We start from the raw sequence: 18,039 nt of genomic DNA, 5'->3' as shown, positions 1-18,039 counted from the left end.
TTGTCTCGGGGCGCGTCACCCGCCCCGAGGCAGTGCTTTAGCCCGTGATCTTCATCACGATGCAGGTGGTTGAACCGGTGGCATACAGCTTGCCATCCTCGACCCCGCGAATTTCGCCGTGCGCGACACCGGTAGAACGACCCACGTGATCGGTCGTGCCGATGCAGTCGATCTGCATGCCCAAGGGGATCGAACGCAGAATGTTAATCTTGTATTCTAGGGTCGTATAAACCGACCCGCGCGGGACTTTGGTCATCACGGCGCAGGCCATCGCGGAATCGAGCAAGGTGCCGTACCAGCCCCCATGCACGGTCCCCATCGGATTGGTCACGTTGAACTCGGGCGTGCCGCGAAATACCGCGCGGCCCTCGGACACGTCATGCAGCGCATAGCCCAAGGTGCCGCCAATGGGCGGGCCGGGGTTGGTGCCGTCCAGAATCTTTTGCATGAATTCCAACCCGCTGAGAGAGAGCGCTTCGGATTGGCTCAGCAAATCTTCGGGTGTTTCGGCGAGGCGTGGCATAAAAAATCTCCGGCAGTTGAATGCCGGAGAAGACTGTTCTGTTCTTGACCCAAGGGCAAGTTGTGCGGTGGTTTTACGCCACGTCGGACAGCGATGTTTGCGCCGTCACCCCAAGGGCACGACAGACGGCGCGGGTCAGCTCGGGCCGGTTGAGCGTGTAGAAATGCAGGTTCTCGACACCTTCCGACACCAGCTCGCTGCACATTTCGGTGCAGAGCGCGGTGGACAGCAGATCGTGACGGTCATCGCGGATCGCGGCGGCATAGGCTTCGTCCAGTGCTGCTGGCACACTGGCCCCGCAGCGGGTGGCAAAGTTGCGCGCCGATTTCCAGTTTGTCACCGGCATGATGCCCGGGGTGATCGTCTTGGTGATCCCCGCCGCGGCACAGGCGTCGCGGAAGCGCAGGAATGTTTCGGTCTCGAAGAAGAACTGGGTGATCGCCTCGTCCGCGCCGGCGTCGAATTTGCGTTTCAGCCATTCTACGTTCTGCGCCTGATCGTGGGATTCAGGGTGCGGTTCGGGGTAGGCCCCGACGCGCAGGGTGAACTTGCCGGTCTTTGCCAGCGCCTCGATCAGCTCGACACTGTCGGCAAAGCCGTCCGCGTGGGGCGTAAAGGTCGATGCACCGTTTTCGGGATCCCCGCGCAGGGCGACAATATCGGTTACGCCGATCTCGGCAAAGCTGTCGGCGACCTCAAGCGTTTCGGCCTTGCTGGCCCCCACGCAGGTCAGATGCGCGGCAACGGGCAGGCCAGAGGTGCGGCGCAGCACATGCGCAGAATCATGGGTCAGGTCGCGGGTAGACCCGCCCGCGCCGTAGGTCACGGAAAAGAAACGTGGGGCCAGCGGTGCCAGGGCCTGCGCCGTGTCCCAAAGACGGAACGACGCGTCCACGGATTTGGGCGGGAAGACTTCGAATGAAACGGCGGGACTGGTCATTTTTACGATCCTGTTTTTAGCTTTCGTCTCTTGTCGCACAGATGCGGTTGTGAAACAAACTCATAACTTTCATTTTCAACATGAGGAACGCCTCATATGCATATCGAGTTCCGTCACCTGCGCACCATTCAGGCGATTCACGAAGCAGGCGGGCTGGCCCGCGCGGCAGAGACGATGAACATCACCCAATCAGCCCTGTCCCATCAGGTAAAGGGGTTGGAGGATCAGGCCGGCGTGGAGCTATTCGTGCGCCGGTCCAAGCCGCTGAAGCTGTCGCCCGCCGGGTTGCGGCTGCTCAAGCTGGCGCAGCAGGTCTTGCCGCAGCTTGAAGCAGCGCAGGCCGAATTCATGGGCCTGCGCGCGGGCAGCACAGGTCGCATGCATATCGCGATCGAATGTCACGCCTGTTTCGAATGGCTGTTCCCCGTGCTCGAACAATTCCGCAAAAGCTGGCCCGATGTGGATGTCGATATCCGCCCCGGTCTCGCGTTCGACGCCTTGCCTGCCTTGCTGCGCGAAGAGGTCGATCTGGTGGTGTCTTCCGACCCCGAAGAACTGCCGGGCGTGAAATTCGTCGAGCTGTTTGATTACAAGGCGGTCTTTGTCGCCTCCAGCACGCATCCCTTGGCTCAGAAGCCCTATGTTGAAGCGGCGGATTTCCGGGGCGAGACGCTGATTACATATCCGGTGGAACGGACCCGTCTGGATGTGTTCAGCCAGCTCTTGATCCCCGCCAAGGTCGAACCGCTCGCGATCCGGCAGGTGGAGCTGACGGCGGTGATCCTGCTGCTGGTCGCGTCGAACAGGGGCGTGTCGGTGCTGCCCGATTGGGTCGTGCGCGAGGTGAAATACAGCAATGATTACGTCACCCGTCCGCTGACCGAGAACGGCATCACCCGCAGGCTTTATGCGGCGGTGCGCGAGGATGATCTGGAGAAACCTTTTATGACCAAGCTCTTGGGGTTGGCAGGGGAAGAGGCGCGCAAACTGCAGCGGGCCTGATCGCTGCTGCCCTTAGCGGTGCAGCCGCGGGTCGAGCGCGAAGTCTTCCTGCACCACATCGTCGTAGTGATCGGCTGCCTTTTGGGCGTCAAAGATCAGGTTCCAGCTGTGCCGCGATACCGTTGACGGGATCAGCACAAACAGGTGATCGCGCAGCAGCGCGTCGCCAAATCCCTTTTGCCCCGCACCATGGGCACCGGGCACCAGCCAGTTCGGATTGGGGACATCCGCGGCTTGCACCATATGCACCGTCGTCGGGTCGATCACACGGCCCGATGTCAGCACGTGATGCGCGGTGTCCAGCGCCTTGAACCCCTTGTGCACCGCAACCTCGAGGATCGCGGTGGCAGGGTCGAGCGCGGTATAGACCGCCCGCACACCGCTGCTGTTCCAGCGTCCACCGACGCGGTAAGCCCCTTCGCCGCTGTGCCATGTGGGCGCATGCTGCCGCTGATCCAGCCGCCAAAACCGCAGCTCGCCCGTCCCAAGCGGCGGGGGCAAAGGGGTCAAGCGTAGACCCCGTACTCCATCCGGGTGAGCGCGTTTTCAACGGCTTCCGCCCCCGCTGCCGACGACAGCAGGTCAATCGGACGGCGGTTATCAAGGCCGATGGCAGGGGCCAGCATCCATGCCTCTGCGGCGTCCTGATCGCCCAAGACGTCCGTCGCCTGCGCCAGCAGCTCGGCAAAGCGCCACGCGCGGCTGCTTTGTTCGGGGGACAGCCGGTCCTTGCCCTTGTCGGCTTTCTTGCGCTGAAGCGTGCGCAGGCTCATCCCGATCGCCTTGTTCAGCGCATCGCCCGAGGACAACACCGACACGGTATCGACCAGATGCAGCAGCGCTTTAGAGGAGATGCCTTTGACGATCACATCATGCGCATCAAGCGAGTTGCGCACCGTCTGGTTGATCACCTTGCGCCCGCCCAGCAGATGGAACGCACGCACGGCGTCATCTGCATCCACGTCGATCAGGGGGATTGCACTGCTGTCGGATTGAAAGGCCGTCGCACCCATGGCTGAACTCCTTTTCGTCATGTGTCGTAAAATATATGACACGTGACGCGGTGTTTTTCAAGGGGGCGGGGGGGGCTCGCATTCATGCGATGGAGGGCAGGGGCGCGCACGCCCCCGCCGGTAGGGTGTTAGCCGACCTTGACGATGGCCTTGCCTTGGTTGCCACCGGTCAACAGGTCCATGAACGCTTGTGGCGCGTTTTCCAGGCCCTCGGTAATGTCCTCTTTCACCGCAATGGTGCCGTCGGCGACCTTGGGGGCCACTTCCTTGAGGAATTTGGGGAAGTTGTTCCAGTGGTTCGAGATGATGAAGCCGTTCACGCTGAGGAAGTTCACAAGGATCGTGCGCCACAATTTCGGCGCGGTCAGCGCCTCTTCGGCGGCACCGGCACCCAGACCACCGGCGTTATACCATGCGATCATACCGCAGATCGGGATACGCCCATGCGGGTTCATCATCGGGATCACGGCCTCAAGCACTTTGCCACCGACGTTTTCAAAATAGATGTCGATCCCCTTGGGGCAGGCGTCTTTCAACGCGGCGCGCAGGGATTTTGCGTCGTCATAGGCGCGGTGGTCGATGCATTCGTCAAAGCCAAAGTGTTCCTTGGCCATGGCGCATTTGTCCGCGCCGCCTGCAATGCCCACGACGCGCAGCCCGTGCGACTTGGCGATCTGGCCGACCATCGACCCGACCGGACCCGTTGCCGCCGCGACGACGAGTGTTTCACCCTCCTTCGGGCGACCATATTCCATCAAACCTTGCCAGCCGGTAAATCCGGGCATGCCCAGAACCCCAAGCGACGTGGTGATCGATACCTGATCCGGATCGACCTTGCGCAGTTGGTTCGCTGGCAGCACGCCATGTGTGGCCCAGCCCAGCATCCCGAACGCATGATCGCCGGGTTTGAAGTCGGGGCTGTTGGAGGCGATGACCTCCCCGACCGAACCGCCCTCCATCGTGCCGCCGACAGGCACCGGGGCCGCATAGGATTTCGCGTCGTCCATGCGGCCACGCATATAGGGGTCAAGCGACATGTATTTCACACGGACCAGCACTTCGCCGTCGCCGGGGGTGGGCACGGGCCCTTCTTCAAGGCGGAAGTTATCGGCGGTCGGGGCCCCGTCAGGGCGCGACGCAAGCACAATTCGTTTCATCTGGTCGGACATTTTGCTTTCCTCCTTAGCAATGTTTCTGGCACGTTATATGGAAATCGAAGGCAAGCAAGGCAACCGCGCGCGCCACGTTGCGTCAGATGCCGCTGCCCCCTTGGCAAATGCGGCATGGGGGCTTATACGCACGGCCTGATCCATCAAAGGACACGGAAATATGGTTGGCAGTGCAAATCTAAACATCATGATCAAGGCGGCCCGCCGGGCGGGGCGCGGGTTGGTCAAGGATTTCCGTGAGGTCGAGAACCTTCAGGTGTCCATGAAGGGGGCCGGCGACTTTGTCAGCCGCGCCGATATTCAGGCGGAAAAGACGCTCAAGGCCGAGCTGATGGGCGCACGCCCGACCTATGGCTGGCTGGCCGAAGAGGGTGGCGAGGAAGAGGGCCAAGACCCCACACGCCGCTGGATCGTCGATCCGCTGGACGGGACAACAAACTTTTTGCACGGTCTGCCCCATTGGGCGGTTTCCATCGCGCTGGAGCATAAAGGCCAGATCGTTGCCGGCGTCGTCTTTGATCCCGCCAAGGACGAGATGTTCTTTGCCGAAAAAGGCACGGGTGCCTGGATGAACGAAGGCCGTTTGCGCGTCTCGGGCCGTTCGCGGATGATTGAATCGGTTTTTGCCACCGGTCTGCCCTTTGGCGGTCGCGGAGATTTGCCGGACACCCTGCGTGATCTGGGCCGCATCTTGCCGGTTTGCGCCGGTGTGCGTCGCTGGGGCTCTGCCGCGCTGGATCTGGCCTATGTGGCCGCTGGTCGCTATGATGGCTACTGGGAGCGCCGGTTGAACAAATGGGATCTGGCGGCGGGCATGTTGATCGTGCGCGAAGCAGGCGGCATGGTCGAGCCACTGAACCCCGAAGGCAACATTCTGGACGATGGTGAAATCGTCTGCGCCAATGAGGCGCTGTTCAGCGGATTTTCAAAAATCGCACGCGGGTGATCCTGTGGCCGAGGGCGGGATGCCTTCGGCGAGGATTTAAACCATTTGGAAGCGCCCGTCGGCTATTTGTCTGACGGGTGGTTGATACCGTCGGTGTAGGGGATCGGTTCCTGTGTCCAGGGCGCGGCCCCGTCGATACACCCCAGATTGACGCCGCATTGCGCGGGGTCTGAACGACGCTGGTGGTACATGTAGATGCCACAGATCTTGCAGAAGTAATGTTTCGCCGTATGGGTGCCCCAGGTGTAGAGCGTCAGATGCTCGGCCCCTTTGGTCACCTTGAGCGCGCTGGTGAGCGCCGTCACCGCCGGTGCCGCGCGGCGGCGGCAAAAGGAACAGGTGCAGCGTGTGGCCGAAGAGAGCCCCTCTGGCAGGGTGGCGGTCAGGGTGACGCTGCCGCAGTGACAGGTCGCGCTATGGGTGCTGGCGGTCATTTTCGTTTCACTTTCGGGATACGGCTGGCGGAGGTGGGGTAGGTCGCTTGCGGGTGCGGCGGGTGGCCGTCCGTGGTCGTCCAGAAGCGAGGCCCGCCCAAGCGCAGCCACAGTGGAATGGTCAGCACCATCCCCACGATAAACCCGCCCGCGTGCGCCCAATAGGCGACGCCGCCCACGGTCGGGTCCGCCCCGACGCCTCCGATGAACTGCATGCCCAGCCACAAGCCCAGCATGATCCATGCAGGGATCGGGAAGATGCGGAAGAACACGATAAAGATGATCAGGATGTCGACCTTGGCTTTGGGGTAAAGCAACAGATAGCCGCCCATCACCCCCGCAATCGCGCCCGATGCCCCGACTGTCGGGACCGGCGAATAGGGGGCCGATATTACATGGGCCAGCGCCGACAGCAGCCCGCAGGCGAGATAGAATAGCAGATAGCCGCCGTGGCCCATCTCGTCCTCTATATTGTCGCCAAAGATGTAGAGAAACAGCATGTTACCCGCGAGATGCATCCAGCCGCCATGCAGGAACATCGAGGTGAGGATGCCGGTATAGCCATCCCCCGTGGTGACGCGGCCGGGGATGAGCGCCCAGTCGAAGAAGAAGATATTGAGCGCGCGGTCGTCGCTGAAAAGCCCGACATAGCTGAGGAAAACGCCGATATTCACCGCCATCAGCAGATAGGTGACATAGGGCGTGCGGCCGGACGGGTTGTGATCGCGAATGGGGAACATGGGCTGACCCTTAGCCATTGCGCGGGTGTGGTCAAGGGCGGGCGTCGGAACGCCCGCCCATGTGGCAGATCAGCCGGCAGCCCCCAACAGCTGCGCGTTCCCGCCAGAGGCGGTGGTGTCGACGCAGACATGACGTTCGGCGCGGACGCGGGCGGTATCGGGAAGCCCGCGCAGCAGCGGGATGATCGGCCCGTCGCGTTCAGACAGGGCTTGTTCCAGTTTGCGCGCGGTCGCCTCGTCACCCCACCAGAGCACACCACCATAGGCTGGCCCATCGGTCAGCGCGGTCGCGTCGATGCTGCCTGACAGTTCTACCGCATTCCCGCCAAGGGCCGTGACCGCGCGGGCTTGCTCGGCTGCGGTGTCCTTGCCCGGCCCCATGCACAAGAGCGCCGGACGCGGCAGGGTGCTGAGCCGGTTGGATTCGCCCGTGGGCCCCGGCAGCGTGATGGTTTCAAGGAAGGCCCCGCTGTGGCCGGGCAGCTTGGGCAGGTCTTTCTGCGTGCTGTCCCATGTGTCCTCCACCACCTTGAGGTCAGGCGCGCTGAAACGGGGGAGGTAGTTCGGACCGCCCGCTTTCGGACCTGTACCCGACAGGCCTTCGCCGCCGAAGGGCTGGCTGCCGACGATCGCGCCGATCTGGTTGCGGTTGACGTATATGTTGCCCGCCTCGATCCGTTCAGAGACATGCTGCACCCGGTCATCGATGCGGGTGTGCAGCCCGAAGGTCAGCCCATAGCCGGTGGCATTGATCGCGTCGATGACCTTGTCGAGTTCGGTCGCCTTGAACGTGGCGATGTGCAGGACGGGCCCGAAAATCTCGCGCTCCAGATCAGCGATCCCGTTCACGCGGATCATTGTCGGCGCGATGAAAGTGCCGACGGTGGGGGCGGTCAGCTCGGCGATCATCCGGCCCTCGGCGCGGGCGGTCTCGATATGCTCGGCGATGCCTTTTTGCGCGGTCTCGTCGATCACGGGGCCCACGTCGGTCGAGATGTCCCAAGGGTTGCCCATGACCAGCGCGTCCATCGCGCCTTCCAGCATCTCGATCACATCTTCGGCGATGTCTTCCTGGATATAGAGGCAGCGCAGGGCAGAGCAACGTTGCCCGGCAGATTGGAACGCGCTTTCGACAATCGATTGCACGGCCTGTTCGGGCAGGGCGGTGCTGTCGACGATCATGGCGTTCAGCCCCCCCGTTTCCGCGATCAGGATCGCACCGGGGTCACAATGTTCAGCCATCGCGGACCGGATGCGCAGCGCTGTGTTGGTCGAGCCGGTGAAGGCCACACCGTTGATCCGTTTGTCCGAGGTCAGCGCCGCGCCGACCTCGCCACCGCCGGGCAGCAGTTGCAACGCGTGACGGGGCACGCCCGCATCATGCAGCAAGGTCACGGCAAGGAAGGCGATCAGCGGGGTCTGTTCCGCCGGCTTGGCCAGCACCGCATTGCCCGCAGCAAGTGCCGCGCTGACCTGCCCGCAGAAAATCGCCAGCGGGAAGTTCCACGGCGAGATGCAGGTGAAAATGCCAGCGGGGGGCGTGTTGGTCGCCTGCTGTGCGTAGTAGCGCAGGAAATCCACCGCCTCGCGCAGTTCTGCCACGCAGTCGGGCAGGCCTTTGCCGGCCTCGCGCGACAGCAGGGCGAAAATCTCGCCGTAGTGCGATTCCAGCATATCGGCTGCGCGCAACAGGACCTCGCGGCGTTCCTCTAGCGGGGCGTCCCAGACGGCGGCATTGTCCAACGCTTTGGCGACATCAGCCTCGGACGCGTTGCGCACGGTGCCGGGGCTGCGGCCAGAGGCGGCAGGGTTCATCAGGCGTGCCGATTTCTTGGGCTTTGCCTCGCCGTTCAACAGCGGCACAGCGGCCCAACGGTGGGCTTTCCACGGCGCGCGGGCGGATTCGATCACATCCAGCGTCGGCGTATGCATCAGATCGAACCCCATCGAGTTCACGCGCGCGGGGGCGTAAAGCTCGGGCCCGGTGGGGATGTGCAAACCGCTTTCCGCGAGGCTGTCGAAGGGGTCGGCAGCGACGACCTCGGGGGCGACGTCTTCGTCGACGATCTGGTTCACAAAGCTTGAGTTCGCGCCATTTTCCAGCAGGCGTCGCACAAGATAGGCCAGCAGATCGGCATGTGCGCCCACGGGGGCGTAGACGCGACAATGGGTGCCGTGCTTGTCCATCACGATGTTATGAAGGGTTTCGCCCATGCCGTGCAGACGTTGGAATTCGAACTTCTCTTTATCCTCGGCCATATGCAGTACGGCGGCGACCGTATGCGCGTTATGGGTGGCGAATTGCGGATAGATCCGGTCGGTCATGTTCAGCAGTTTGCGCGCGTTGGCGATATAGGACACATCGGTCGCGGCTTTTTGGGTGAAGACGGGGAAGCCTTCGACACCTTTGACCTGTGCGCGTTTGATCTCGGTGTCCCAGTAGGCGCCTTTCACCAAGCGGACCATTATCTTGCGGTCGTGGCGGATCGCCATGTCATACAGCGCATCGATCACCACACCAGCACGGGGGCCATAGGCCTGCACCACGATGCCGAAACCGTCCCAACCCGACAGCGCAGGTTCGGAGAGCACTTTTTCGATCACATCCAGCGACAGGCCCAGACGGTCGGCTTCCTCGGCGTCGACGTTCAGCCCCATGCCGGCGGATTTCGCCAGCAAGGCAAGCGCCCGCAGACGCGGCACCAGATCACGCATGACGGATGCTTCTTGCGCGACCTCATAGCGCGGATGCAGGGCCGACAGCTTGACCGAGATGCCGGGGTTCTTGCGGCTGTCCTTGTGCACGCAGGCCGTCGCGATGGCAGAGATCGCTCGGCTGTAGCTCAGGTGATAGCGTTTGGCATCGCTTTCGGTGCGCGCGGCTTCGCCCAACATGTCATAGCTATAGGTATAGCCCTTCTTCTCCATGCCCTTGGCGCGTTCCATCGCGGCGTTGATGTTCTCGCCCAGAACAAACTGGCGGCCCATTTCCTTCATCGCACGGCTGACGGCGGTGCGGATCACCGGTTCGCCCAGACGTTTGATGGCTGCGCGCAGGTGGCGCACCGGGCCGGGTTGGTCATCGTCCAGCACGCGGCCGGTCAGCATCAGAGCCCATGTGGACGCATTCACCAACGGCGAGGTGGAGTGCCCCATATGCCGGCCCCAGTCAGAGGGCGCGATCTTGTCCTCGATCAGCGCGTCGATGGTCTCGGCGTCAGGCACACGCAGCAGCGCTTCGGCAAGGCACATCAGCGCGACGCCTTCGTCGGTGGACAGACCGTATTCGGCCAGAAACACTTCCATGATACCGGGGGAGGTATGGCCGCGGATATCGCGCACGATCTGTGCCGCGTCTTGCGTGATCTTGACCCGTTCCTCTGGCGACAGATGCGCATTGCGCACCAGTTCACGCAAGACGTTGTCCTGGTCGGTGTAGGTGCCTGCGTCAATCTGGTGGCGCAAAATAGGGGAAGAATCGCGTGCCATGAGGTACTCCAACTGATAATTGCGCTAGAATAGCTCGGGAATAGTAGTATTAGTTCCTGATTCCGGCCAGTTTGGTGGGTAAACCGCTTTATTATTGGGCCTCTTGCGTGACAAACGACGACTTTAAAATGGACCGCTTCGATGCGGCGATTCTGACGGTACTGGCCGAAGACGGGCGCATCAGCATCACTGACCTCGCCAAACGGATCGGGCTGTCCAAATCCCCCACCCAAGCGCGGCTGCGGCGGCTTGAGGATAGCGGCGTCATTCTGGGCTATCGTGCCCTGCTGGACCCGATCCGTCTAGGGCTGGATCACGTGGCTTTCGTAGAGGTCCGTTTGGAAGACACCCGCGAGGTCGCCCTGCGCGCCTTTAACGAGGCCGTGTCCCGTGTGCCTGAAATTGAACAGGCCCATATGATCGCAGGGAACTTTGATTACCTGCTTAAGGTGCGCACCCGTGACATGGCCGCCTACCGTCGTTTTCTGGGCGAAACGGTGACCACGCTGCCCTATGTCGCCAACACCTCTACCTATGTGGCGATGGAAGCGGTCAAGGAAATCATGCTCGCGGACATGGCGTAAGCCGCGAAGGCGCAAGGGGGCCAATCGCGATTTTGATGCCGGCTGCCCTGCATCTGACCATTTACACCGCCCGCAACCTAGCTATTGTGCGCGGCACTGCGGGCGTGATGGAATGGTAGACATACCAGACTTAAAATCTGTTGGGCCTTGTGCCCGTGTGGGTTCGAGTCCCACCGCCCGCACCACTCATCCCTCCGCTTAAATCCAGTCTCCGAAAAGCGTGACAGGCCGGTTATCATGGCATTGTCGTTGCTCTTGGCTGTGCATATGGTAGCGGATGCGAAGCAAATGGGGGATATCGGGTGGACGACGAAACGAACATGGGCGCGATCATTCAGGATCATGAGGCCTATCTGGCCGGAGCGCATGATTTCCAGTCGGATATCGAAATGCTCGCGGCAAGCGAAACTGTGGGCACGTTGCTGGAAACCGTAATGCTGGCGACGGATATGCGCTTTGCTGCTGTGGCGCGGGTGACGACCGATCGCTGGGTCGCGGGACTGTCCTGAATTTTGTGCTCTGGCGTGGTAACTGCTCTATAAGGAGACCCACGTATGAGCATCGACAAAAAGCTATTAGACGAACTGATGGAAGGCCGGTCCTCTGGCGACCTATTCGGCAAGGAGGGCATTCTTGCCGAGTTGACCAAAGCATTGGCAGAACGCGCTTTAACAGCTGAGATGGAGGAACATCTTGGGGCAGAGCGCGAAGAAGGTGTCGCGGAGGGCCAGAACCATCCGCCCAATCGTCGTAATGGCAGCAGCCAGAAGACTGTGACTACCGACAGTGGGAAGGTCATCCTGGACATTCCGCGCGACCGCAACGGCACCTTTGATCCGCTGTTGATAGCCAAGTATCAGCGTCGTTTTCCCGAGTTCGACCGCAAGATCGTCAGCATGTATGCACGCGGAATGACGACCCGTGAGATCCAAGGGCACATTGAGGAGATTTACGGCTTTGAGGCATCACCCAGCTTGATATCGGTGATCACTGAGGCTGTGATGGACGAGGTCACCGCCTGGCAGAGCCGACCACTGGAACCCTGCTATCCCGTGGTGTTTATGGACGCGATCCGCGTAAACATCCGCAGTGATGGAGCGGTCTCGAACAAGGCGGTCTTCGTAGCCTTGGCGATCCGTCCAGACGGCACCCGGGACGTTCTGGGGCTGTGGTTCCAGGCCAACGAGGGTGCCAAATTTTGGGCAAAGGTTCTGAATGATCTACGTCACAGGGGCGTTCAGGACATTCTGATTGCCGTGGTCGACGGTCTCAAAGGCTTCCCTCAGGCCATTGAGGCAGCTTTCCCGGAAGCCCAGGTTCAGACGTGCATCGTTCATTTGCTGCGCCACTCTATGAGCTTCGCCAGCTACAAGGACCGCAAGGCCGTGGCGACAGCCCTGAAGGCAGTCTACACCGCCTTGGACGTCGAAGCAGCGGAGGCTGCACTGGCCGAGTTCGAGGAGAGCGATCTGGCCAAGCGCTATCCGGCCATTGCACCGAGCTGGCGCCGAGCCTGGAACGAGGTGATCCCGTTTCTCGACTACCCGCCCGAAGTGCGCCGATTGATTTACACAACGAATGCCATAGAAGCCTTGAACTCAAAAATCCGGCGTGCGGTGCGAACCCGAGGCCACTTCCCGAGCGATGAGGCGGCAGCAAAGTTGATCTACTTGGCGCTCAATGCTACTTCCGCCGAGTGGAAGCGATCTGTGCGTGAATGGCACCGCGTTAAAAGCCAACTCGCCATCATGTTCGAAGAACGCTTTCCCATGGCGTAACTAAAGGCGTCAGGGCACAAAATTACGCACACTCCCTGGGTCGCCTGTCGCACGGTGGACGAAGTGAACTTTGGCTTGTCCGAAGGCGACGAGATCGGGATCGACCAGACCTTCTGCCAATCGGTGCGCGAGACCTCTGAAAAAGTGATGTTCAACGATGTCGCCACGGATGATGTCTATCGTAACCATCCGATTGCCGCGCAATTTGGCATCGTCAGCTATGCCTCCATCCCGATCTTCCGCAGCAACGGGTCGTTTTTTGGCACCCTCTGCGCGATTGATACCGTACCGCGCGACGTCAAACACCCCCGCGTTGTTGCCATGCTCGAGATGTTTGCCGATATCATCGGCCGCAGTCTGGAGACCGAAGAACGGCTTGAGGCGCAGGAGCGACTGGTAGAGCACGAACGCCAGATGGCCGCCGTGCAAGAGGAGTTCGTCGCCGTCTTGGGCCACGACCTGCGCAATTCGGTTGCCGCGCTGAACGCGGGTGTGCGCCAGCTCGACAAGGAGCCGCTGTCAGACAAGGCGCGGAAAATTCTGCCGCTGATGGGGACCTCTATCCACCGGATGAGCGAGCTTATCGACAATATCATGCTGCACGCAAAATCGCGGTTGGGCGGCGGTATCCGCATCTCGGCCACGCCGGACGCGGGGCTGGAAGACGCGTTGAACCACGTGGTCGAAGAGGTGCGCGCCGCAGCACCCGATCACAAGATCACCGTCGATCTGGACTTTGACCGCCCCGTCAGCTGCGACGCCGCGCGCGTGGCGCAGGCGGTGTCGAATCTGCTATCGAACGCCGTGCGCTATGCCGATGACGGCAGCGAGGTCACGGTGCGTGGGCGCGTCAGCGAGGCGGAGGCCGTGATTTCCGTTTCCAACCGCGGCGCGCCGATCCCCGAAAGCCTGAAGCAAAAGCTGTTCCAACCCTATCAACGTGGCGACCAGACCAAGGGCGAGGGGCTGGGGCTTGGCCTGCATATCGCATCCTCCATCGCGGTGGCGCATAGCGGTCAGATCGATGTGACCTGCGATGACGGTCTTACCACATTTGCGTTCCGTTTGCCGTTGCTGGCGGCCTGAACGCCGTTCAGGGTTCTCTGGTGGGACTAAATCAAAGGCCAGCGCGATGCGCTGGCCTTTGATCGTTTTCGGTGTGGTCAGACGGCGGAGCCTTGGCAGATCAGCTGCGCCCGCCTGCGAATTTTTCGGCCCATTCGTCGCGCTGGTCGTCGGTGATTTTCGCGAACAGCACCTCTGGCACCTCGAAGGTGTGACCGGGGGCCAGTTGGGCCAAGGCGGCAGGCACATCATCGGGCCATGCGGCGTTTTCAACCTTCATACTGTCAAGCATGCTGGCGGCGGCCGTCGGGATGAATGGCGCAGACAAGACCGCGTAAAGCGGGATCAGGTTCAGCGCCAAACGCACCTGCGCCGCGGCTTTGTCGGGGTCTGTCTTGAAGGTCGTCCAAGGGGCCTGTGCTTGCAGGTATTCGTTCCCCGCAGCCCAGATCGCCCGCAGTTCGGCGGCGGATTTGCGGACTTCCATCGCCTCCATCGCGTTTTGATAGCGGGCTACCCGCTCGGTCAGATCCGCGATCAGCGCGTGTTCTTCAGGCCCGTATTCGCCCGCCGCTGGCACGTCTTCGCTGAATTTCGAGCGGCAGAATTTGGTGATGCGGCTGATAAAGTTGCCCAAGACATCCGCCAGATCCTTGTTCACGGAGGACTGGAAATTCTCCCACGTGAACTCCGCATCCGAGGTTTCGGGCGCATGGGACAGCAGCCACCAGCGCCAGTAGTCCGCCGGCAGGATTTCAAGCGCCTGATCCATGAACACCCCACGCCCGCGCGAGGTCGAGAACTGGCCGCCGTCATAGTTCAGATAGTTGAACGATTTGATGTAATCGACCAACTTCCACGGCTCTTGCGAACCCATGATCGTTGCAGGGAAGCTGAGCGTGTGGAAGGGGACGTTGTCCTTGCCCATGAACTGGGTATAGCGCACGTCGTCGGCACCTTTGTCGGTGCGCCACCAGCTTTCCCAGTCCGATCCCTTGCCCGCATCCACCCATTCCTGCGCGCAGGCGATGTATTCGATGGGGGCGTCGAACCAGACATAAAAGACCTTGCCCTCCATCCCCGGCCAATCGGCGTCGCCGCGTTTGACAGGCACACCCCAGTCCAGATCGCGGGTGATACCACGGTCCTGCAGCCCGTCACCGTCATGCAGCCATTTCTTCGCGATAGAGGTGGTCAGCACGGGCCAGTCGGCCTTGCTGTTGATCCATTCGTCCAGCTTGTCCTTCATCTGCGATTGACGCAGGAACAGATGCTTGGTCGCGCGCATCTCGAGGTCGGTAGCACCGGAAACGGTCGATCGCGGGTTGATCAGATCTTCGGGGTCTAGCTGTTTGGTGCAGTTGTCACATTGGTCGCCGCGGGCATCCTCGAACCCGCAGTTGGGGCAGGTGCCTTCGACATAGCGGTCGGGCAGGAACCGCCCGTCGGTCTCGGAGTAGATCTGGCGCTGTTCCACTTCCTCAATCAGGCCCTGATCATAAAGCGCTGCGGCAAAATGTTGGGTCAGCGCCTTGTTCTGCGCACTGGAGGACCGGCCGAAGTGATCGAAGGACAGGCCGAACCCTTCCGCGATCCGCGCCTGAACCTCGTGCATCTCGGCGCAGTATTCCGCCACCGGTTTACCTGCTTTGGCAGCAGCCAGTTCAGCGGGCGTACCATGTTCATCCGTCGCGCAGAGAAACAACACCTCCTGGCCGCGCCCGCGCTGATAGCGGGCGTATAGATCGGCGGGCAATTGGCTGCCCACAAGGTTGCCCAGATGTTTGATCCCGTTGATGTACGGAATGGCGGAGGTGATAAGGTGGCGCGTCATGACTTGGACCCCGAAACTGCTTTTGCACGTCTCTAGCGCAGCGGCGGGGCAAGGGCTAGGGGGCGTCGCGTTCGCGGCTGCGGCGCATCAGTCGGCCAATGGTAAAGGATGTGCGCGGCGCATAGACATAGGGGGTGCGTTTTGTCGCCGTAGGGCGGGCGCGCATCCGCGTCAGCCCAAAAAGCACCAGCACCCCGTGCCCGACCGAGATCATGGTAAACAGCGCCGCGGGGCCAAAGCCTTCGATCAGCACCGAGGCGATGTAGGGCGCAAAGATCGCCCCGACCGCGAACCAGAACATCAGCGCCGCCGAAAGCTCTACCCGTTCCGAGCTGCTGGCAAAGTCATGGGCGTGGGACGCCGCCACTGAATAGATCGGAAAGGTCGTGAGGCCAAAGAAGGTCGCGGCAAGAAAGATCGCCTGCGTGCCCATGCCCGCCGACATCACGGTGACCGCACAGCTAAGCATTGATGCAGCCGACAGCCAGATCAGCACCCAGCGGCGGTCGAATTTATCGGCCAGCCAGCCGACGGGGAACTGTGCCAGCGCGCCTCCGAGCACGAAAGCCGACAGGAACCATGCGATCTGACCTGCGGTCAGCCCGACCTCTTGCCCGTAGATCGGCCCGACCATCCGGAAGGACGCGCTGGACAGGGCTGCGACAACCACGGCGGCGACGGCCAGCGGGGATCGATCAATCGCGAGCTTGGGGCGCAGCCGCCCTTTTTCGGGGGTTTCGGGTTGGGGCAGGCGGGTCAGCACCAGCGGGATCAGCGCGGCACAGCACAGGATCGCCAACAGGTTGTAGGACACATAGGATGCAGGCGCGAGCACGCCGATGATCATCTGCGCTGCCAATGACCCGCTGGTATCCACCACACGGTAGGCCCCCATGGTGCGGCCCCGCGTCTCGTTCGTGACCTTGGCCTGCAACCATGCTTCGACCACCGTATAGCATCCGGCGACGCAGAACCCGGACGCGACCCGCATGAGCGCCCAGGCATAGGGATCCAGCACCATCATATGCGACAGCAGCCCGATCGCGCCCGCAGCGGTAAAGGCGGCGAAGGCGCGGCTGTGCCCGACGGTGCCCAAAAGGCGCGGCGCGCCCCAGCAGCCCAGAAAAAAGCCGACGAAATGCGCCGAGCCCAAAAGGCCGATCTGCTGGTTTGTGAACCCCAGTTGCGTGCCCGACAACACGTCCAACGGCCCCACACCGCCTGACGACAGTTGCAGCAGAATAACGGAAAGAAACAGGGCGGCGAAGGAAATGAGAAGGCGCATATCGTGGTACTCTGTGCCCATTTTCGGGCAAGACCAATGGCCAAAGCGACAGTCACGCGAAAATTTTTACCCTTCGGCTTTTGCACGGCACGGCTGCCCGGAAAATGCGCTTGCGGTGACGTGGCGGAACAGAAAGGGTAGGCGCAAATCTAAACGAGGAATTCCAATGCAAAAGAACACGCTGGGTCACACAGGTATCGAAGTGACTGATTTCTGTCTGGGCTCAATGACTTGGGGCACGCAAAACACCCCCGAGGAAGGTCACGCGCAGATTGAACGCGCCCTTGATGCGGGGATCAATTTTATCGACACCGCCGAGATGTATCCGGTTAACCCGATCAAGGCGGAAACCATTGGCCGCACAGAAGAGATCATCGGCCAGTGGATCGCCAAGACCGGACGGCGCGACGACTTTGTGCTGGCGACGAAACACTCAGGCGCCGGGGCTCCGGTGCGTGACGGCGCGGGGATTTCGCCCGATACGATCCGCAGCACGCTTGAAGGATCGCTGAAGCGGCTCAACACCGATTATGTTGACCTCTACCAGTTCCACTGGCCCAATCGCGGCAGCTACATGTTCCGCAAGAACTGGGAGTATGACCCCTCGTCGCAGGACCGTGCCGAGACGATGGCGCATATGGAGGACTGCCTTGGCGCGCTGCAAGACGAGGTGACCCGCGGCACCATCCGCGCTTTCGGGTTGAGCAACGAAAGCGCGTGGGGGCTGACTCAATGGGTGAATGCCGCCGAACGCACGGGCGGCCCGCGTGCCGTTTCTGTCCAGAACGAATATTCGCTGCTGGCGCGCATCGCCGATACCGACGTGGCCGAAACGTGCCACAACGAAGATATCGGGATGCTGTCGTATTCTCCGCTGGCGGCGGGGCTGCTGACCGGCAAATACCAGAACGGCGCGCTGCCCGAAGGATCCCGCATGGCGATCAACGGGGATCTGGGCGGGCGCAAAACGGACCGCGTGTTCGATGCGGTAGATGCTTATTTGCAGATCGCGCAGAAACATGGGCTGGATCCGGTGCAGATGTCCCTGGCCTTCACGCGTCAGCGGCCCTTCATGACCTCGGTGATCTTTGGCGCGACCTCGCTTGACCAGCTCGAGGTTATCCTCGGCGGGATCGACCTGCATCTGGATGACGAGGTGATGGCAGATCTGGATGCCGCGCATAAAGCGCATCCGATGCCGTTCTGACCCTTCAAACGCCACGCCGGCCCTGAACCC

The 18,039-nt window shown here is 61.5% G+C and carries 17 protein-coding genes and 1 tRNA gene; 8 read left to right on the top strand and 10 right to left on the bottom strand.

Annotated features, from left to right (window positions below):
- Positions 1-37 precede the first annotated feature (37 nt).
- Together C1J04_RS12590 and metF are read right to left on the bottom strand one after the other, a co-directional pair.
- Entirely contained in the window at positions 38-523 is a 486-nt protein-coding gene (locus tag C1J04_RS12590) for a PaaI family thioesterase (protein WP_005849301.1), read from the bottom strand.
- A 73-nt stretch (positions 524-596) separates the two neighbouring features.
- Positions 597-1,463, bottom strand: coding sequence for a methylenetetrahydrofolate reductase [NAD(P)H] (gene metF, locus C1J04_RS12585; RefSeq protein WP_009825081.1), 867 nt, complete (start codon positions 1,461-1,463; stop codon positions 597-599).
- 96 nt (positions 1,464-1,559) lie between these two features.
- Here metF and C1J04_RS12580 point away from each other — a divergent pair, with 96 nt between their 5' ends.
- Positions 1,560-2,465, top strand: coding sequence for a LysR family transcriptional regulator (locus tag C1J04_RS12580; RefSeq protein ID WP_005849298.1), 906 nt, complete (start codon positions 1,560-1,562; stop codon positions 2,463-2,465).
- Between the two features lie 12 nt (positions 2,466-2,477).
- Here C1J04_RS12580 and C1J04_RS12575 read toward each other — a convergent pair whose 3' ends face one another.
- The 3 genes from C1J04_RS12575 to C1J04_RS12565 all read right to left on the bottom strand — a co-directional run bounded on the left by C1J04_RS12575 (position 2,478) and on the right by C1J04_RS12565 (position 4,647).
- Positions 2,478-2,975 carry an RES family NAD+ phosphorylase gene (locus C1J04_RS12575; protein WP_005849296.1) on the bottom strand — a complete coding sequence of 166 codons (498 nt, stop codon included), beginning with the start codon at positions 2,973-2,975 and terminating at the stop codon, positions 2,478-2,480.
- Positions 2,972-3,478 (bottom strand): type II RES/Xre toxin-antitoxin system antitoxin, encoded by a 507-nt coding sequence (parS, locus tag C1J04_RS12570; protein ID WP_005849294.1) that lies wholly within the window; start codon positions 3,476-3,478, stop codon positions 2,972-2,974. The genes C1J04_RS12575 and parS overlap by 4 nt, the downstream gene beginning before the upstream one ends.
- A 128-nt stretch (positions 3,479-3,606) precedes the next feature.
- Positions 3,607-4,647 carry an NADP-dependent oxidoreductase gene (locus C1J04_RS12565; RefSeq protein ID WP_005849292.1) on the bottom strand — a complete coding sequence of 347 codons (1,041 nt, stop codon included), beginning with the start codon at positions 4,645-4,647 and terminating at the stop codon, positions 3,607-3,609.
- Positions 4,648-4,807: 160 nt separating this feature from the next.
- On the opposite strand from C1J04_RS12565, the gene C1J04_RS12560 reads away from it, so the two are divergent.
- Complete coding sequence (locus tag C1J04_RS12560; RefSeq protein ID WP_005849287.1) at positions 4,808-5,593, top strand: inositol monophosphatase family protein; 786 nt, start codon at positions 4,808-4,810, stop codon at positions 5,591-5,593.
- Positions 5,594-5,655: 62 nt separating this feature from the next.
- Here C1J04_RS12560 and C1J04_RS12555 read toward each other — a convergent pair whose 3' ends face one another.
- From C1J04_RS12555 to putA, 3 genes are all read right to left on the bottom strand, one after another.
- Entirely contained in the window at positions 5,656-6,027 is a 372-nt protein-coding gene (locus C1J04_RS12555) for a GFA family protein (protein WP_009825079.1), read from the bottom strand.
- Positions 6,024-6,767, bottom strand: a complete 744-nt coding sequence (locus tag C1J04_RS12550) for a rhomboid family intramembrane serine protease (RefSeq protein ID WP_009825078.1) — start codon at positions 6,765-6,767, stop codon at positions 6,024-6,026. The genes C1J04_RS12555 and C1J04_RS12550 overlap by 4 nt, the downstream gene beginning before the upstream one ends.
- Positions 6,768-6,836: 69 nt before the next feature.
- On the bottom strand, positions 6,837-10,256 hold the full coding sequence (gene putA / locus C1J04_RS12545) for a bifunctional proline dehydrogenase/L-glutamate gamma-semialdehyde dehydrogenase PutA (protein ID WP_009825077.1): 3,420 nt from the start codon (positions 10,254-10,256) through the stop codon (positions 6,837-6,839).
- A gap of 128 nt (positions 10,257-10,384) precedes the next feature.
- On the opposite strand from putA, the gene C1J04_RS12540 reads away from it, so the two are divergent.
- From C1J04_RS12540 to C1J04_RS12520, 5 genes are all read left to right on the top strand, one after another.
- Positions 10,385-10,840 carry an Lrp/AsnC family transcriptional regulator gene (locus C1J04_RS12540; RefSeq protein ID WP_005849280.1) on the top strand — a complete coding sequence of 152 codons (456 nt, stop codon included), beginning with the start codon at positions 10,385-10,387 and terminating at the stop codon, positions 10,838-10,840.
- Positions 10,841-10,938: 98 nt separating this feature from the next.
- Positions 10,939-11,025: transfer RNA gene (locus tag C1J04_RS12535), tRNA-Leu, on the top strand.
- Positions 11,026-11,142: 117 nt separating this feature from the next.
- Positions 11,143-11,349, top strand: coding sequence for a hypothetical protein (locus C1J04_RS12530; RefSeq protein WP_254693839.1), 207 nt, complete (start codon positions 11,143-11,145; stop codon positions 11,347-11,349).
- A gap of 45 nt (positions 11,350-11,394) precedes the next feature.
- Positions 11,395-12,618, top strand: a complete 1,224-nt coding sequence (locus C1J04_RS12525) for an IS256 family transposase (RefSeq protein ID WP_009824467.1) — start codon at positions 11,395-11,397, stop codon at positions 12,616-12,618.
- A 54-nt stretch (positions 12,619-12,672) separates the two neighbouring features.
- The gene (locus C1J04_RS12520) at positions 12,673-13,704 is read left to right on the top strand and encodes a GAF domain-containing sensor histidine kinase (protein ID WP_254693838.1); all 1,032 of its coding nucleotides are present in this window, start codon (positions 12,673-12,675) and stop codon (positions 13,702-13,704) included.
- 100 nt (positions 13,705-13,804) lie between these two features.
- Here C1J04_RS12520 and metG read toward each other — a convergent pair whose 3' ends face one another.
- Together metG and C1J04_RS12510 are read right to left on the bottom strand one after the other, a co-directional pair.
- Complete coding sequence (metG, locus tag C1J04_RS12515; RefSeq protein WP_009825066.1) at positions 13,805-15,517, bottom strand: methionine--tRNA ligase; 1,713 nt, start codon at positions 15,515-15,517, stop codon at positions 13,805-13,807.
- Positions 15,518-15,572: 55 nt separating this feature from the next.
- Positions 15,573-16,802, bottom strand: a complete 1,230-nt coding sequence (locus C1J04_RS12510; protein WP_005849273.1) for an MFS transporter — start codon at positions 16,800-16,802, stop codon at positions 15,573-15,575.
- Between the two features lie 166 nt (positions 16,803-16,968).
- Here C1J04_RS12510 and C1J04_RS12505 point away from each other — a divergent pair, with 166 nt between their 5' ends.
- Complete coding sequence (locus tag C1J04_RS12505) at positions 16,969-18,009, top strand: aldo/keto reductase (protein ID WP_009825064.1); 1,041 nt, start codon at positions 16,969-16,971, stop codon at positions 18,007-18,009.
- Positions 18,010-18,039 lie beyond the last annotated feature (30 nt).

The sequence above is a fragment of the Sulfitobacter sp. SK025 genome, assembly GCF_003352105.1.
GTDB classification, from domain to species: domain Bacteria; phylum Pseudomonadota; class Alphaproteobacteria; order Rhodobacterales; family Rhodobacteraceae; genus Sulfitobacter; species Sulfitobacter pontiacus.
The sequence above is the reverse complement of the archived record's forward strand: the minus strand, read 5'-3'. Positions and strand labels throughout refer to the sequence as shown.

What these genes read in the sequence shown, in the direction of transcription:
- parS (WP_005849294.1), bottom strand. Translation starts at nt 3,478, where the DNA reads ATGGGTGCGACGGCCTTTCAATCCGACAGCAGTGCAATCCCCCTGATC.
- C1J04_RS12510 (WP_005849273.1), bottom strand. Translation starts at nt 16,802, where the DNA reads ATGCGCCTTCTCATTTCCTTCGCCGCCCTGTTTCTTTCCGTTATTCTG.
- putA (WP_009825077.1), bottom strand. Translation starts at nt 10,256, where the DNA reads ATGGCACGCGATTCTTCCCCTATTTTGCGCCACCAGATTGACGCAGGC.
- C1J04_RS12555 (WP_009825079.1), bottom strand. Translation starts at nt 6,027, where the DNA reads ATGACCGCCAGCACCCATAGCGCGACCTGTCACTGCGGCAGCGTCACC.
- C1J04_RS12525 (WP_009824467.1), top strand. Translation starts at nt 11,395, where the DNA reads ATGAGCATCGACAAAAAGCTATTAGACGAACTGATGGAAGGCCGGTCC.
- metF (WP_009825081.1), bottom strand. Translation starts at nt 1,463, where the DNA reads ATGACCAGTCCCGCCGTTTCATTCGAAGTCTTCCCGCCCAAATCCGTG.
- C1J04_RS12580 (WP_005849298.1), top strand. Translation starts at nt 1,560, where the DNA reads ATGCATATCGAGTTCCGTCACCTGCGCACCATTCAGGCGATTCACGAA.
- C1J04_RS12540 (WP_005849280.1), top strand. Translation starts at nt 10,385, where the DNA reads ATGGACCGCTTCGATGCGGCGATTCTGACGGTACTGGCCGAAGACGGG.
- C1J04_RS12505 (WP_009825064.1), top strand. Translation starts at nt 16,969, where the DNA reads ATGCAAAAGAACACGCTGGGTCACACAGGTATCGAAGTGACTGATTTC.
- C1J04_RS12565 (WP_005849292.1), bottom strand. Translation starts at nt 4,647, where the DNA reads ATGTCCGACCAGATGAAACGAATTGTGCTTGCGTCGCGCCCTGACGGG.
- C1J04_RS12550 (WP_009825078.1), bottom strand. Translation starts at nt 6,767, where the DNA reads ATGTTCCCCATTCGCGATCACAACCCGTCCGGCCGCACGCCCTATGTC.
- C1J04_RS12560 (WP_005849287.1), top strand. Translation starts at nt 4,808, where the DNA reads ATGGTTGGCAGTGCAAATCTAAACATCATGATCAAGGCGGCCCGCCGG.
- C1J04_RS12590 (WP_005849301.1), bottom strand. Translation starts at nt 523, where the DNA reads ATGCCACGCCTCGCCGAAACACCCGAAGATTTGCTGAGCCAATCCGAA.
- metG (WP_009825066.1), bottom strand. Translation starts at nt 15,517, where the DNA reads ATGACGCGCCACCTTATCACCTCCGCCATTCCGTACATCAACGGGATC.